The organism is Thioalkalivibrio sulfidiphilus HL-EbGr7 (assembly GCF_000021985.1).
In the GTDB taxonomy this organism is placed as follows: domain Bacteria; phylum Pseudomonadota; class Gammaproteobacteria; order Ectothiorhodospirales; family Ectothiorhodospiraceae; genus Thioalkalivibrio_A; species Thioalkalivibrio_A sulfidiphilus.
This window is the reverse complement of sequence record NC_011901.1, coordinates 3,131,678-3,145,953: the sequence shown is the minus strand read 5'-3', so window position 1 is coordinate 3,145,953 and position 14,276 is coordinate 3,131,678. Positions and strand designations below refer to the sequence as shown.

Sequence of the window (14,276 nt, the reverse complement as noted above, 5' to 3'; positions counted from 1 at the left end):
TTTTTTTGCGGCTTCAGGGCCGCTCGCGTCCCAGGAAGGATCGGGCAATCACCAGTACGAACAGGATGCCGCCGATCACGGCGAGCAGGCCGCCCAGCCCCATGATGCCCATGAAGAAGTGGGTCAGTCCGTCCAGGCCCTGCTCGCTGCCGGCGGTCTTGCGCTCGATGCCCATCATCCCGGACACCGCCAGTCCGCCGATGTGCAGCAGTTGTCCGGTGGCGTAGATCACCGGCTGGATGCGGGCCATGCGCCCGGTGGCGGGTGCCCAGCCCAGGCGGGGCAGGAGCAGATAGGAGAGGCCCATGAGGGCCAGGGTCACGCCGACGATGGAGCCATGGTAGTGGGCGGTGATCACGGTGTTCACGTCACCGATCATCACCCCCAGCAGCCCGCCTACCGCGAACAGCAGCAGGGAGGCGAGCAGGGCGCGGTAGGGGGCGGTCATGGCCGGATCCCGGAAGGCGCGCCCGGTGCTCAGGCCGAACAGGATCAGGAGCCCGATGGGTACGGCGGCCAGGCTGTTGCCGTACTGCATCAGGGCGGTGAAGCCATTGCGAAACTCCGCTGAGGCGATCGGGTAGGCCAGGTGGATCAGCGGCGCGGCCAGCAGCGGCAGCACGCCGAGTACCAGGACGAGGCTGAGCCAGCGGTCCGCCAGCGGGATGCGGATGCCGGCCTGGCGGGCGGTCCAGATCCAGGCCACCAGCATGACCTGGGTGTAGGCGAACTGCAGGATATGGCCGCCGCCCCAGAACAGCAGTTCGAAATAGGCCTCGCTCTGGCCGCGCCCCGGCAGGTCGGCCAGGGAAAGCCCGCTCCAGATCAGCGAGCCGACGCTGGCCAGGGTGGCCAGGCCGGCGGTGTAGATGCCGATGTGCAGCGGGTCCGGCCAGAGTCGCGCGGGGTGGTGGCGCAGGCCGTAGCTCAGGACCTGCAGCACGATGCCGATGCCGAACAGCAGCAGGGCGGCATGGAACACCGGGTGACGCAACACCGGCACGTAGTTGTTGAGGGAAGGATCACCGGCACCCAGGAAGGGTGAGGCGGCCAGCAGTGCCGCACCGCCGGCGGCGAGGGCCAGGCTCAGCCAGCGCATGGGCATCACCCCGGGCCGGGCATGCAGGCTCCAGAGCATGCCGGCAAAGGCCAGAAACCAGATCAGGACCGACTGGTCCACGTGCACCACCAGGGCGGTGCGGAAAAAATCCTGGGTGGGAAACAGGGCTGACGTGCCGGGCGCCCGGGCCAGCACCAGCAGGATGGCAAAGATGCCGGCCACGCCGAGGGCACATACCCCGAGGCCGAGCCACGCAGCGGCCAGGCGGCGGCTGGCGGGCAGAGGTTGCGGTCCGTACTGAGAATCCTGCGCTGTCATGTTTTCTGGCCCTTTTATGTTTCAACTTCCCTGGAGACGGCGCTATTTTACACGGGCAGCTCGTCCGCCGGCGGCGAACGGCAGTAGTGCTGGCCGGGTTTTTTGCAGTTTTCTGACGTGTAACGATGTTTCATCTCATGGGTAGCCAATGACCGCCGAGCGACTGTTCCGTCAATCCCTGCGCCTCTCCCTCGTATTGACCCTCATCGTGATCGTGCTCGGTGCCTGGGTGCGGCTCTCCGATGCGGGGCTTGGCTGTCCAGACTGGCCCGGATGCTATGGCCGCCTGCTGGCGCCTACCCAGGCGCCGCATATTGAGCGTGCCAACGAGGTCTTCCCTGAGCGTCCCGTGGAGGTGGCCAAGGCCTGGAAGGAGATGGTGCACCGCTACGCCGCGGGGATGCTGGGTTTGCTGGTGCTGTTCATGGCCGTGCTGGCCTGGCGCGGCCGGCGTCGGCCTGGCCAGCCGGTGGTCCTGCCCTTCGTGCTGCTGGGCGTGGTGATCTTCCAGGCCGCCCTGGGCATGTGGACCGTGACCCTGCAACTCAAGCCGGCCATCGTGACCGCGCACCTGCTGGGTGGATTCACCACGCTTGCGCTGCTGTGGTGGATGGTGCTGTCCACCCGCCGCGCCGGACCGCCCGAAGGCGCGGCGCCGCGTGCGGCTGGCCCCCTGGTACTGGTGGCCCTGGCGGTGCTGGTGGTGCAGATCACCCTGGGCGGCTGGGTCAGCACCAACTACGCGGCCCTGGCCTGCCCGGATTTTCCCAAGTGCCAGATGCAGTGGTGGCCTGAAAACACCGATTTCAGTGAGGGATTCGTCCTGTGGCGCGGCACCGGGGTCGACTACGAGTTCGGCGTGTTGGACGGGCCGGCGCGGACCGCCATCCACCTGACCCACCGCATCGGCGCATTGACCACGCTGCTGGTGCTCGGCGGCCTCGGTCTCTGGCTGCTGGCCCGGGCGCGGGGTGCCGTACGCGCGGTGGCCGGGGCGGTGCTGGTGTTGCTGGTCGCCCAGCTCAGTCTCGGCATTTCCAACGTCGTCTTCTACCTGCCGCTCCCGGTGGCAGTGGCCCATAACGCGGGCGCCGCTTTGCTGCTACTCTCAGTCCTGGCGCTGATTTACGTGCTGCGTTCACCGCGGGTACGCACGGCCGCGTCATAGATAAGGTTATTCCTTCTATTTGTCATGTTAATGGCCTGAGTCCGGGTGAGTTTTTGATATCCGAGCAGGGCGCTCCGGTTAAGTTTCCACTCCCGGAGAATTGCTGTATTCTCCACGCCCTGATTTCAGCCCCAGAAGTTGAAACCCCTATCAGGGTAGGTGAGAGATATGGCCCATTCCACGACCATGGCTGGCGCGCACGCCGCTACAGGCGTTGCCTCAGCCGAGCAGTACAACTACGAAATCATCAAGAAATTCGCCATCATGGCCCTGATCTGGGGCGTGCTGGGCATGAGTGTAGGCACCTACATCGCCGCCCAGCTGGCGTTTCCCTTCCTGAATTTCGACATCGCCGAGATCAGCTTCGGGCGCTTCCGTCCGGTGCACACCACCCTGGTGATCTTCGGCTTCGGTGGTAATGCCCTGTTCGCCACCTCCTACTACGTGGTGCAGCGCACCTGTCAGGCCCGCCTCTACAGCGACTCCCTGGCCACCTTCACCTTCTGGGGCTGGAACATCTCCATCGCCCTGGGCGTGGTGACCTACATGCTGGGCTACACCCAGGGTCGTGAGTACGCCGAGTTCGTCTGGCCCATCGACATCCTGATCGCCGTCACCTGGGTGGTCTACTTCTGGGTGTTCCTGCAGACCCTGCTACGCCGCTCCCAGCCGCACATCTACGTGGCCAACTGGTTCTACATGGCCTTCATCCTGGCCACCGCCCTGCTGCACATCTTCAACAACCTGCAGGTGCCCGTGAGCCTGTTCAGCCTGGAGTCCTACTCGCTGTTCTCCGGTGTGCAGGACGCCATGACCCAGTGGTGGTACGGCCACAACGCGGTAGGCTTCTTCCTGACCGCGGCCTTCCTGGGCATGATGTACTACTTCGTGCCGAAGCAGGCGGGCCGTCCGATCTACTCCTACCGGCTGTCCATCATTCACTTCTGGGCGCTGGTATTCCTGTACATGTGGGTGGGCGCCCATCACCTGCACTGGACCGCGCTGCCCGACTGGGTCTCCACCCTGGCGGCCACCTTCTCCATCCTGCTGCTGCTGCCCTCCTGGGGCGGCATGATCAACGGCGTCATGACCCTGTCCGGCGCCTGGGATAAGCTGCGCACCGACCCGATCATGCTGTTCCTGATCACCGCGCTGTCCTTCTACGGCATGTCCACCTTCGAGGGTCCGATGATGTCCCTGAAGAGCGTGAATGCCCTGTCCCACTACACCGACTGGACCGTGGGCCACGTGCATTCCGGCGCCCTGGGCTGGGTGGCCATGATCTCCTTCGGCTCCCTGTACCACCTGATCCCGCGCCTGTGGAACACCAAGCTGTACAGCCTGAAACTGGTGTACGTGCACTTCTTCCTGGCCACCATCGGCATCGTGCTCTACATCACCGCCATGTGGGTGGCCGGTATCGGCCAAGGCCTGATGCTGCGCGCCTTCGACGAGTACGGCAACCTGGCCTACACCTTCGTCGAGTCCGTGGTGTTCCTGCACAAGCCCTACGTGGTGCGCATGATCGGAGGCATGTTCTTCGTCACCGGCATCGTGATCATGGCCTACAACATCTACATGACCGTCACCGCCGCCCGCCGTGAAGCGGCCCGTGCGGAAGCGAAGATCGCCGCCAAGATGGCCGGCGCCTCTTCCTGATCCGGCATTGAAGGAGTTTGACGACAATGAAGCATGAAACCGTTGAAACCAATGCCGGCCTGCTGATCATCCTGACGCTGGCGGTGATCAGCGTGGGTGGACTGGTGGAGATCGTGCCGCTGTTCTATATCAACGACACCATCGAGGATGTGGAAGGCGTGCGTCCCTACACCCCGCTGGAACAGCGTGGCCGTGACATCTACGTGCGTGAAGGCTGCTACACCTGCCACTCGCAGATGATCCGCCCGTTCCGCGATGAGATGCTGCGCTACGGCCACTACTCCCTGGCGGCCGAGTCCCAGTTCGACCACCCCTTCCAGTGGGGTTCCAAGCGCACCGGACCGGACCTGGCCCGCGTGGGCGGCAAGTACTCCAACGAGTGGCAGGTGCAGCACCTGATCGATCCGCGCTCCGTGGTGCCCGAGTCCATCATGCCCGGCTACCCCTGGCTGATCGAGAACGATCTCAAGTACTCCGACATCCAGGCCCGTCTGCGCGCCCTGCGCCGGGTGGGCGTGCCGTACTCCCTCAACGACGAGGAGTACCAGGCCAACGTGGAACGCTTCGGCGAGGAGGCAGCCCGCTGGCTGGACATCAACCGCGCCGAGGAAAACCTGGTCGCCCAGGCCCGGGCGGGTAACTACGACGGCAACCCCTCCCGCATCACGGAGATGGATGCCCTGGTGGCCTACCTGCAGGTGCTTGGCACCATGGTGGACTTCACCCAGTACGATGACGGTTACTTCGTCCAATTCCGCTGATCCGCAGGCGCGCGACACGTCGCGCGCCCGATCGGCCTAGAGGTAAAGAACGTTGCTGGACTTGTGGTATTGGTTTACCGATATGAGCAACAGCAAGGTGGTCGCCCTGCTGCTGTTCTTCAGTCTGTACATCGGCATCCTGATCTACCTGTTCGGCAGCAAGAAGCGATCCAAACGCCTTGAGTCCTATCGTCTCATGCCATTGGACGATGACGACGAACCGGCGAACAGCGATAACGGGAAAAAGCGATGAGCAAGCCGACCGAGAAGAAAGGCGCAGTCCAGACCACGGGTCATGCCTGGGACGGTGATCTGCAGGAATACAACAATCCGCTGCCGCGCTGGTGGCTCTGGGGCTTCTACGCCACCGTGGTGTTCGCCGTGGTGTACTGGCTCATGTATCCGGCCTGGCCCGTGGGGAACACCTTCACCAAGGGCTTCAACACCATCACCTTCGAGGTGGATGGCGAGGAGCGCACGACCCACTGGAACACCCGCGCCCTGCTGGTCCGCGACATGCAGTCCAGTCCTTCCGCCGTGCGTCAGCGTGAGTTCCTGGAGCAGATCGCTGCCGCCAGCTACGAGGAGATCCTCACCGACGCCGACAAGATCTCCTTCGTGCGCTCCTACGCCCACGGCATCTTCGGCGACTTCTGTGCCGCCTGCCACCAGGTGGGTGGCGCCGGTATCGTGGGTCTTTATCCCAACCTGGCCAACGACGACTGGCTGTGGGGCGGCACCGTGGAGCGCATCGAGGAGACCCTGATTCAGGGCCGCCTCGGTTACATGCCCTCCTACCGCGAGACCCTGAGCGCCGATCAGATGAACGACGTGGCCGTCTACGTGCTGTCCATCGCCGGCTACGAGGGCGGTGATGCCGATGCCATCGGCCGTGGCGATCGCATTTTCCACGGCGCCGAGGGTGGCTGCTTCCAGTGCCACAACGTCGGTGGTGTGGGCCGCACCTCCCAGGGCGCCCCCAACCTGACCAACAACATCTGGCAGATCATCGACGTGCCCAACGCGGCCGATCATGACGCCCGCGTGGAACTGGTCAAGAGCGTGCTGCGCAATGGCATTCAGCGCCAGATGCCGGCCTTTGCCGACCGTCTCTCGCCCATCGAGATCAAGGTCCTGACGGCCTACGTGCATCAGCTGGGCGGCGGTCAGTAAAACTCGTTCAAAGACATGATGTCTGAATACCCGGGGCCGGCTGGCCGGCCCCGGGTTTTTGCGCCTCTGTAAAGCGCATGTGGCAATCCTATGAGTGACGCTCGCGAGCACGACTACCAGGCCCGAATCGCCATCTACCCGCGGTCGGTGAAGGGTCGCTTCCGCACGCTCAAATGGGGCATCCTGGCACTCGCGTACGCGGTCTACTTCCTGCTCCCCTGGATGCGCTGGCACCGGGACTACGGCGCCGCCCAGGCGGTACTGTTCGACATCCCCGGCCGCCGCTTCTACCTCTTCGACCTGATCGTCTATCCCCAGGACATCTTCTGGCTGGCGGGTTTCCTGATGATCGCCGCCATGCTGCTGTTCCTGGTCACGGGCCTGGCGGGACGGGTGTTCTGCGGGTATTTCTGTTTCCAGACCCTGTGGACCGATGTCTACATGCTGTTCGAGCGGCTGGTGCAGGGCGAGCGCCCGGCGCGCATCCGTCTGTCCAAGCAGCCCTGGGGCGCCGAGAAGATCCTCAAGCTGGGCACCACCCATGCGCTGTGGCTGCTCACGGCCTTCGCCACGGGCCTGACCTTCACCCTGTACTGGGCCGATGCGCCGACCCTGTTCGTGGAGTTCTTCACCGGCGAGGCGCCGTTCCCGGCCTATGCCACGACCGTGTTCCTCACCGTCACCACCTATGTGATGGCGGGACTGGCCCGGGAACAGGTGTGCACCTACATGTGTCCCTATGCCCGCTTCCAGAGCGTGATGTTCGACCGGGACACCCTGATCGTCTCCTACGACGACAAGCGGGGCGAGGGCAGTGCCGGCCGTGCCAAGGTGGCTGCCGGGCTCAAGTCCCGGGACGAGCGCCAGGCCAGGGGCGTCGGCGACTGCATCGACTGCGGCTACTGCGTGCAGGTCTGCCCCACCGGCATCGACATCCGCAACGGGCTTCAGTACCAGTGCATCCACTGTGCCCTGTGCGTGGACGCCTGTGACACCATCATGGACAAGATGAACTGGCCCCGGGGGCTGATCCGCTACACCTCGGAGAATGCCCTGGAAGGCAAGCCCACCCGCTTGCTGAAGTTGAAGAACATTGGCTACGGTGTGGCCCTGGCCATCATGGTCGTGCTGCTGGCCTGGAGCATCCTCACCCAGCCCCAGCTGGATGCCTCCGTGGCGCAGGTGCGTCAGCCGCTGTTCGTGCAGCTCTCGGACGGCGCCATCCAGAACAGCTACGAGATCAAGATCAACAACAAGACCCAGCAGACTGTGGCCCTGCGCATCGAGCTGCACGGGCTTGAGGGGGCGGAGCTGGACACCGGGCGCATCGACGTGGTGCACCTGACCCCGGAACACAGCACCCGGGTGCTGGCGCGGGTGCGCTATCACGTGAGCGATCCCAGCGTGCACCAGCGTGAGATCGTGTTCCGGGTCGTGCCGCTGGACAACGAAGACCTTTCGGTGCTGGAACTGCCGAGCCATTTTTACAGCCGCTGAGCGGCTGAACCATCCGCGAGAGGAGGTATTTTCGTGGAACATCTGCTGATCAAACTGAGCATTGGTGTGCTGGCCTCGTTCCTGGCCTACGTGCTCGTCTACCGCATGACCACGCTGCGCGCCTATCAGGCGACCCTGGTGGTGATCGTGGCCATGCTGTGCGTGTTCCTGCCCCTGCAGATCATCTTCTGGGACGGCGCGGACGTGTTCGCCATCCAGCTGGCCCTGTTCGTGATCGTGCCCTATGGCATGGGCATCATCACCTCCCAGTGGGAGGCGAGCCGCGGCACCGGGCGCAAGGGCGGACGCTGGTTCCACTGGGCGCCGGCCACCATCGTGGGCTTCTTCTTCGTCATCGCCAGCGTGGACGCCACCATCATCTACCTGGCCAACAACGGCATGCCCAGCCACCTGGTCGGCACCCTGCTGCCCGAACCCCGGGGTGGCGCCCAGCAGGTCACCTCGCACTTCCCAGGCACGGTGATCAACGACCACTTCCGCAAGGAAACCCAGTACAGCGAATACATGGACCGCGTGCTGGAGCAGCGGGAACGGGGCTGGCAGGTAAGCCAGGGCTGGCTGCAGGCCCCGCGTCACGGCCAGCCTGCCACCTTCCAGGTCAAGGTCACGGACCGCGACGGCCAGCCCCTGAACGACGTGCAGGTGTACGGCATGTTCGCACGCCCCTCGGATGCCCGGGATGACACCGGCTTCGAGCTTCAGTCCGTCTCCCCCGGCGTGTTCCAGGGCGCCGTGGCCCTCCCCCTGCCGGGCGCCTGGGAGGTGTATGTCAGGGTGCGGCGCGGCGATGAGGTCCATGAGCAGCGCGGCATGACCTCCGTACGTGAAGGGTGAGCGCAGACCCCGCCGCCCGGGACACGTCATCGCCTGACGCCTCGACGCCGGACCGTCAGGGCGCCGAGGCGTCCTGTTTCCACTGCGGTCAGCCGATCCCCCCCGGTGCCCATTACGGGGTGACCATCCACACGCAGCCCCGGGCGATGTGCTGCCCGGGCTGTCAGGCCGTGGCCCAGGCCATCGTCGACGCGGGCCTGAGCGACTACTACCTGCACCGCACCGAGACCCCCGCCGGCCCCGCCGACGCCATGCCCGCCGCCCTGCGCGACGAGCTGGCACTCTACGATCGACCCGAACTGCAGCGCAGCTTCGTGCGCGTGGACGATGCCAACGTGCGCGAGGCGGCCCTGATCCTGGAGGGCATCGTGTGCGCCGCCTGCGTGTGGCTCAACGAGCGTCACGTGAAGTCCCTGCCCGGTGTGCTGGAGTTCGCGGTCAACTATTCCACCCACCGGGCGCGCCTGCGCTGGGACGACTCGCGCATCCACCTGAGCGACATCCTCAAGGCCATCCGCGACATCGGCTACCGTGCCCACCCCTTCGACCCGGGGCGCCAGGAAGAGGTCTACCAGCGGGAGCGCAACGCCGCCCTGCGCCGGCTCGCCGTGGCGGGTCTGGGCATGATGCAGGTGATGATGCTGGCGGTGGCCCTGTGGATCGGCGGTGACGAGCCGGACTACGAGGGCATGATGCAGTTCATCCGCTGGGTGGCCTTCCTGGTGGCCACCCCGGTGGTGCTCTACGCCGGGAGCAGCTTCTTCACCAGCGCCTGGCGCGACCTGCGCCAACGCCAGCTGGGCATGGACGTGCCCGTGGCGCTCGCCATCGGCAGCACCTACCTGGCCAGCGGCTGGGCCACCATCACCGCCTCGGGGGAGGTCTACTTCGAGTCGGTCACCATGTTCGTGTTCTTCCTGCTCACCGGGCGCTACCTGGAGATGGGTGCGCGCCAGCGTGCCGGTCAGGCCACCGAGGCCCTGGGCAAGCTGCTGCCCGCCATGGCCATCCGCATCACCGATCAGGGCGACGTGCCGGTGCCGGTGGCGGACCTGGCCCCCGGCGACCGGGTGCGGATTCGCCCGGGCGATACCGTGCCCGCCGACGGCACGGTGCTGGAGGGACGCTCCAGCGTCAACGAGGCCATGATCACCGGCGAGAGCCTGCCCAGGCTGCGCCAGAGCGGCGACGAACTCACCGGCGGCACGGTGAACGTGGAAAGCCCCCTGGTGATGCGCGTGGACAAGGTGGGCGCGGACACCCTGCTCTCCGCCATCCAGCGCCTGCTGGACCGGGCCCAGACGGAGAAGCCGCGCCTGGCGCGCATGGCCGAGCGGGGCACGGGGCATTTCGTTGCCGCCGTGCTGCTGCTGACCGCCATCGTGGGCGCGGTGTGGTGGTTCTGGATCGATCCCTCCCGGGCCTTCTGGGTGATGGTGGCCATGCTGGTGGTGACCTGTCCCTGCGCCCTGGCCCTGGCCACCCCGGTGGCCCTCACGGCCGCCACCGGCAGCCTCACGGGCCGGGGTGTCCTGGTCACCCGGGGTCACGCCCTGGAGACCCTGGCGGAGGCCACCGACGTGGTGTTCGACAAGACCGGTACACTCACCGAGGGCCGGCTGGCGCGGGCGGAGACCCTGGTGCTGGGGGACCGGGGTGAGGCCGCCTGCCTGGCCCTGGCGGCGGTGCTGGAACAGGGCTCGGAACACCCGGTGGCCCGGGTGTTCCAGCGCGCCGGGACCCCGGCAGGCCAGCTCACCGAACAGCGCTCCACGCCGGGACTGGGCATGGAGGGCCGGGTGGATGGAGCGCGTTATCGCATCGGTGCCGCCGACTTCGTGGCGGCGCTCGCCCCCGCACAACCCTGGCCCACGCAGGCACTCGCCGAGCTCGCGCACAGACATCCCACGGGCAGCCTGGTGCTGCTGGGCGGCGAGTCGGGTCCGCTGGCGGCCTTCGTCCTGGAGGACCGGTTGCGCGAGGACGCCGCCGAGTGCGTGGCGGTCCTCAAGGCCCGGGGCCTCGGTGTGCACCTGTTCTCCGGGGATCATCCGGACACCGTGCGTCACGTGGCCGCGGGCCTGGGCATCGACCAGGCCCGGGGCGGCCTGAGGCCGGAGGACAAACTCCAGGCACTGGCCGAACTGCAGGCGCGTCCCGGGGCGGTGGTGGCCATGGTGGGGGACGGGATCAACGACGCGCCCGTGCTGTCCCGGGCCCACGTGTCCATCGCCATGGCCGAGGGCACGCACCTGGCCCAGGCCAGCGCCGACATGATCCTGTACGGTGACCGCCTGGGCCAGCTGCCCAACGCCCACCGCCTGTCCCGGCGCATGGTGCAGATCGTGCGCCAGAACATCCGCTGGGCCATCGGTTACAATGTCATTGCCCTGCCGGTGGCGGCCAGCGGTGTGCTGACCCCCTGGATGGCGGCCCTGGGCATGTCGCTGTCCTCACTGATCGTGGTGGTCAATTCCCTGCGCCTGCGCGAGAACCCGTCACCCCGGCGCTGACATTCGCCGTTTCGGAGACGTCTGGTTTCATGGATATCCTCTACCTGCTCATTCCCCTTGGCATGGTGTTCCTGGCCGTGGTGATCGCCGCCTTCCTGTGGGCGGTGCGCTCCGGACAGTACGAGGACCTGGAAGGGCCGGCCCACCGCATCCTCATGGATGACGACGACCCCATGATCCCCCGGGACGAGGAGCAGGGCGAGGCAGGGGACAGGGACGACTTGAAGCGGGGCGACTGATTGTCTAGGATGTGCCCCGGTTATGTGGGTGGGGGTCTGTCTGGACGCCGCCCGTTCGAAATGGTCCGGACACACCGGACCCGTCAGCAGAGGGCTGAGACCATGTTCAGTTTCGAGAATTTTCCCCTGACACTCACCATCGCCCTGATCGTGATGTCCTGGCTGAGCTTCCTGTCCGTCATCTTCTTCGGCGGCTGAGGAATCTCGCCAGGCTGCCTGCCAAGGCAGCCCCATGAAAAAAGCGGCCATTGGGCCGCTTTTTTTGTGTCTCTGTGTCTGCGCTTGATAGGCCCGACCTACGGGGAAAGGGTCTCGCACTCAGGCCGCCAGGCTGGCCCGCAGCTTGCGCATGGCGTTGCTCTCCAGCTGCCGCACCCGTTCCGCGGAGATGCCGTACTCGGCGGCCAGCTCGTGCAGGGTGGCCTTCTGTTCCGTCAGCCAGCGACGGGCGACGATGTCGCGGCTGCGCGGGTCCAGGGCCTCCAGGCCCGAGTGCAGGCGGGTCTCGTGGTGAGCCGCCCAGTCGTCCGCCTCCAGGCGCTCCGCCGGGTCGCCGGACTCGTCGATCAGGGTCTCGGCGGGAGACAGGCTGGGGCCGTCCTCATCGCTCGCCGGGGCCGGGTCGAAGCTCACGTCCTGGCCGGCCAGGCGGGACTCCATCTCCAGCACTTGGGCCGGGGTCACGCCCAGGTCGTCGGCCACGGCGTTGACTTCCTCGCTGTTGAACCAGCCCAGGCGCTGCTTGGCGCTGCGCAGGTTGAAGAACAGCTTGCGCTGGGCCTTGGTGGTGGCCACCTTGACGATGCGCCAGTTGCGCAGGATGAATTCATGGATCTCGGCGCGGATCCAGTGCACCGCGAAGGAGATCAGGCGCACGCCCATCTCCGGATCGAAGCGCTTGACCGCCTTCATCAGGCCGATGTTGCCTTCCTGGATCAGGTCACCCAGGCCCAGGCCGTAGCCGGAATAGCCCCGGGCGATGTGCACCACGAAGCGCAGGTTGTGCATCACCAGCTTGCGGGCGGCCTCCAGGTCCTGACGGTCCCGCAGGTCACGGGCGAGGCGCTGTTCTTCCTCGGCATCCAGCACCGGCAAGCGGGTGATGGCCTGGATGTAACCGTCCAGGCTGCCCACCGGCATGGCCAGATGCGGGCCGCCTTTCATCAGTGCTGTAGACGTCATGTGTGGTCAAACCCCCTGATGCATTCAATGGTGCCTATTTTAGCACTCGCGGAATTAGAGTGCTAAAGGGGGAGGGAGTTCCGGAGGGAAAATTCAAGATTCAAGATTCAAGATTCAAAGGTGGTGAGGTGGCAGGTCCTTGTCTTTCCTTTGAATTTTGAATGTTGAATCTTGAACTTGCCTTATTGCGGTTCGATCTCCCGCAGGTGCCGGCCCACCGCGATCCAGGAGCCGCCCAGGCCCAGGGCGACGGCGGTGCCGAGCAGGCCCAGGGCGCCGCTGAAGCCGGGGCCCTGGAGCCGGAAGTCGCTGCCGTAGAGGGCGGCCAGCTGCTGCACGGGGCCGTTCAGGAGCACCAGGGCGAGCCCCACGATGAACAGGGCCAGCAGGCCGCCGAACAGGCCCAGCCACAGACCGCCGTAGAGGAACGGGCGGCGGATGAAGCCGTTGGTGGCCCCCACCAGCTTGGCCACCTCGATCTCCCGGCGCCGGTTGAGGATGTCCAGGCGGATGGTGTTGCCCACCACCAGCAAGACCCCCAGCCCCAGCAGGATGGCCACCAGCACCACCCCCCGGCGGGTCATCTCCAGCAAGGCCTGGAGGCGCTGCACCCACTGCATGTCCACCTGGGCCTGGGTCACCCCTTCCAGGGCCTCCAGCTGGCGGGCCAGGGCCTGGACCTCGGCGGGTCCCTGGTGGGCGGGCACCGGGGTCACCAGCACCAGGGCGGGCAGGGGGTTGTGGTCCAGCAGGTCCAGGGCCTCGCCGAAGCCGGACAGGGCGCGGAACTCCGCCAGGGCATCCTCCCGGGTGAGCGGCTGGGCCCGTTCCACGGCCTCCAGTGCCTGGATGCGCCCGGCCAGCTGCGCCAGGGCGGAGTCGGTCACCGAGTCGGCCACGAACACGGACAGCTGGGCGCCGTGGTCCCAGTCGCCGCTGGCCGCCTGCAGGTTCTTGAGCGCCAGCCACAGGCCGCTGGGCAGGGCCAGGGCAATGGCGATCACCGCGAGCGTGAGCGCGGCGCCGAAGGGGTTGCGGTACAGGCGCCCGAGGCTGAACACCAGGGCCTGGGCGTGGTTGACCCCCCAGGCCTGGAAACGGGTGTGGATGGGCGGCGCGTTGCCCCGGGCGGGGCGCGCCTTGCGGGCCGGGGCGCGGCTCATGGCGCGATTTCCGGCTGCGGTTCGGCGTGCACCAGCTTGCCCGCGTGGAGCTTGAGGATGGGCTTGCCCAGGGTGGTGATCAGTTCCAGATCGTGGCTGGCGATCAGGGTGGTCACGCCCACCTGGTTGAACTGAAGGAACAGCTCCATGATCTCCCGGGACAGCGCCGGGTCCAGGTTGCCGGTGGGCTCGTCCGCCAGCAGGATGGCGGGTTTATGCACCACCGCCCGGGCGATGCCCACCCGCTGCTGCTCACCGCTGGAGAGCGTCACCGGCTGGGCCTTCTCCTTGTGCAGCAGACCCACCTTGTCCAGGGCCGCGCGCACCCGCCGGGCGATCTCCGGGCGCCGGTAGCCCAGGATCACCAGCGGCAGGGCCACGTTGTCGAACACGCTGCGGTCGTGCAGCAGGTGGTGGTCCTGGAAGATGATGCCGATGCCGCGCCGGAAGTAGGGCACCTTGCGCCGGGGCAGGGTGTTGAGGTGCTGGCCGTTGACCGTGATCTGTCCCCGGGTGGGCCGCTCGATGAGCGCAATGAGCTTGAGCAGGGTGCTCTTGCCCGCGCCGGAATGCCCGGTCAGGAAGGCCATGGCCCCCTCGTCCATGCGCAGGCTCACCTGGGACAGGGCTTCCTGTCCACCGGGGTAGCGTTTGACGACGTTCTGGAACTGGATCATGAAGGGGCAGA

Annotated in this window: 13 protein-coding genes; 9 read left to right on the top strand and 4 right to left on the bottom strand. The window is 66.4% G+C overall.

Annotation, left to right across the window (positions count from 1 at the left end; genetic code table 11):
* Window positions 1-13: 13 nt before the first annotated feature.
* Window positions 14-1,378 carry a cbb3-type cytochrome c oxidase subunit I gene (locus TGR7_RS15055; RefSeq protein WP_012639535.1) on the bottom strand — a complete coding sequence of 455 codons (1,365 nt, stop codon included), beginning with the start codon at window positions 1,376-1,378 and terminating at the stop codon, window positions 14-16.
* 148 nt (window positions 1,379-1,526) lie between these two features.
* Between TGR7_RS15055 and TGR7_RS15050 the strand changes: the two genes are divergently transcribed.
* The 9 genes from TGR7_RS15050 to ccoS all read left to right on the top strand — a co-directional run bounded on the left by TGR7_RS15050 (window position 1,527) and on the right by ccoS (window position 11,243).
* Window positions 1,527-2,546: a COX15/CtaA family protein gene (locus tag TGR7_RS15050; protein ID WP_012639534.1), complete on the top strand. Its 1,020-nt coding sequence runs from the start codon at window positions 1,527-1,529 to the stop codon at window positions 2,544-2,546.
* Between the two features lie 168 nt (window positions 2,547-2,714).
* Window positions 2,715-4,205 carry a cytochrome-c oxidase, cbb3-type subunit I gene (gene ccoN / locus TGR7_RS15045; RefSeq protein WP_012639533.1) on the top strand — a complete coding sequence of 497 codons (1,491 nt, stop codon included), beginning with the start codon at window positions 2,715-2,717 and terminating at the stop codon, window positions 4,203-4,205.
* 26 nt (window positions 4,206-4,231) lie between these two features.
* Window positions 4,232-4,966, top strand: coding sequence for a cytochrome-c oxidase, cbb3-type subunit II (ccoO, locus tag TGR7_RS15040; protein ID WP_012639532.1), 735 nt, complete (start codon window positions 4,232-4,234; stop codon window positions 4,964-4,966).
* 52 nt (window positions 4,967-5,018) lie between these two features.
* Entirely contained in the window at window positions 5,019-5,219 is a 201-nt protein-coding gene (locus TGR7_RS15035) for a cbb3-type cytochrome oxidase subunit 3 (RefSeq protein ID WP_012639531.1), read from the top strand.
* Window positions 5,216-6,139: a cytochrome-c oxidase, cbb3-type subunit III gene (gene ccoP / locus TGR7_RS15030; RefSeq protein WP_012639530.1), complete on the top strand. Its 924-nt coding sequence runs from the start codon at window positions 5,216-5,218 to the stop codon at window positions 6,137-6,139. The genes TGR7_RS15035 and ccoP overlap by 4 nt, the downstream gene beginning before the upstream one ends.
* A 90-nt stretch (window positions 6,140-6,229) precedes the next feature.
* Window positions 6,230-7,636 (top strand): cytochrome c oxidase accessory protein CcoG, encoded by a 1,407-nt coding sequence (gene ccoG / locus TGR7_RS15025; protein ID WP_012639529.1) that lies wholly within the window; start codon window positions 6,230-6,232, stop codon window positions 7,634-7,636.
* A 33-nt stretch (window positions 7,637-7,669) separates the two neighbouring features.
* The gene (locus tag TGR7_RS15020; RefSeq protein ID WP_012639528.1) at window positions 7,670-8,491 is read left to right on the top strand and encodes a FixH family protein; all 822 of its coding nucleotides are present in this window, start codon (window positions 7,670-7,672) and stop codon (window positions 8,489-8,491) included.
* Complete coding sequence (locus TGR7_RS15015; protein ID WP_012639527.1) at window positions 8,488-11,004, top strand: heavy metal translocating P-type ATPase; 2,517 nt, start codon at window positions 8,488-8,490, stop codon at window positions 11,002-11,004. Before TGR7_RS15020 ends, TGR7_RS15015 begins: the two co-directional genes overlap by 4 nt.
* 29 nt (window positions 11,005-11,033) lie before the next feature.
* Entirely contained in the window at window positions 11,034-11,243 is a 210-nt protein-coding gene (gene ccoS / locus TGR7_RS15010) for a cbb3-type cytochrome oxidase assembly protein CcoS (protein WP_012639526.1), read from the top strand.
* 318 nt (window positions 11,244-11,561) lie between these two features.
* On the opposite strand, the gene rpoH is transcribed toward ccoS, so the two are convergent.
* The 3 genes from rpoH to ftsE all read right to left on the bottom strand — a co-directional run bounded on the left by rpoH (window position 11,562) and on the right by ftsE (window position 14,265).
* Window positions 11,562-12,425 (bottom strand): RNA polymerase sigma factor RpoH, encoded by an 864-nt coding sequence (gene rpoH, locus TGR7_RS15005; protein WP_041442003.1) that lies wholly within the window; start codon window positions 12,423-12,425, stop codon window positions 11,562-11,564.
* Window positions 12,426-12,607: 182 nt separating this feature from the next.
* The gene (gene ftsX / locus TGR7_RS15000; RefSeq protein ID WP_012639523.1) at window positions 12,608-13,588 is read right to left on the bottom strand and encodes a permease-like cell division protein FtsX; all 981 of its coding nucleotides are present in this window, start codon (window positions 13,586-13,588) and stop codon (window positions 12,608-12,610) included.
* A complete protein-coding gene (gene ftsE / locus TGR7_RS14995; protein ID WP_012639522.1) occupies window positions 13,585-14,265 on the bottom strand; it encodes a cell division ATP-binding protein FtsE in 681 nt (226 codons plus the stop codon). Before ftsE ends, ftsX begins: the two co-directional genes overlap by 4 nt.
* Window positions 14,266-14,276: the final 11 nt, after the last annotated feature.

Excerpts from the sequence above, each read along its gene's own strand:
- TGR7_RS15055 (WP_012639535.1), bottom strand. The coding sequence starts at position 1,378 with ATGACAGCGCAGGATTCTCAGTACGGACCGCAACCTCTGCCCGCCAGC.
- TGR7_RS15050 (WP_012639534.1), top strand. The coding sequence starts at position 1,527 with ATGACCGCCGAGCGACTGTTCCGTCAATCCCTGCGCCTCTCCCTCGTA.
- ccoN (WP_012639533.1), top strand. The coding sequence starts at position 2,715 with ATGGCCCATTCCACGACCATGGCTGGCGCGCACGCCGCTACAGGCGTT.
- ccoO (WP_012639532.1), top strand. The coding sequence starts at position 4,232 with ATGAAGCATGAAACCGTTGAAACCAATGCCGGCCTGCTGATCATCCTG.
- ccoP (WP_012639530.1), top strand. The coding sequence starts at position 5,216 with ATGAGCAAGCCGACCGAGAAGAAAGGCGCAGTCCAGACCACGGGTCAT.
- ccoG (WP_012639529.1), top strand. The coding sequence starts at position 6,230 with ATGAGTGACGCTCGCGAGCACGACTACCAGGCCCGAATCGCCATCTAC.
- ccoS (WP_012639526.1), top strand. The coding sequence starts at position 11,034 with ATGGATATCCTCTACCTGCTCATTCCCCTTGGCATGGTGTTCCTGGCC.
- rpoH (WP_041442003.1), bottom strand. The coding sequence starts at position 12,425 with ATGACGTCTACAGCACTGATGAAAGGCGGCCCGCATCTGGCCATGCCG.
- ftsX (WP_012639523.1), bottom strand. The coding sequence starts at position 13,588 with ATGAGCCGCGCCCCGGCCCGCAAGGCGCGCCCCGCCCGGGGCAACGCG.
- ftsE (WP_012639522.1), bottom strand. The coding sequence starts at position 14,265 with ATGATCCAGTTCCAGAACGTCGTCAAACGCTACCCCGGTGGACAGGAA.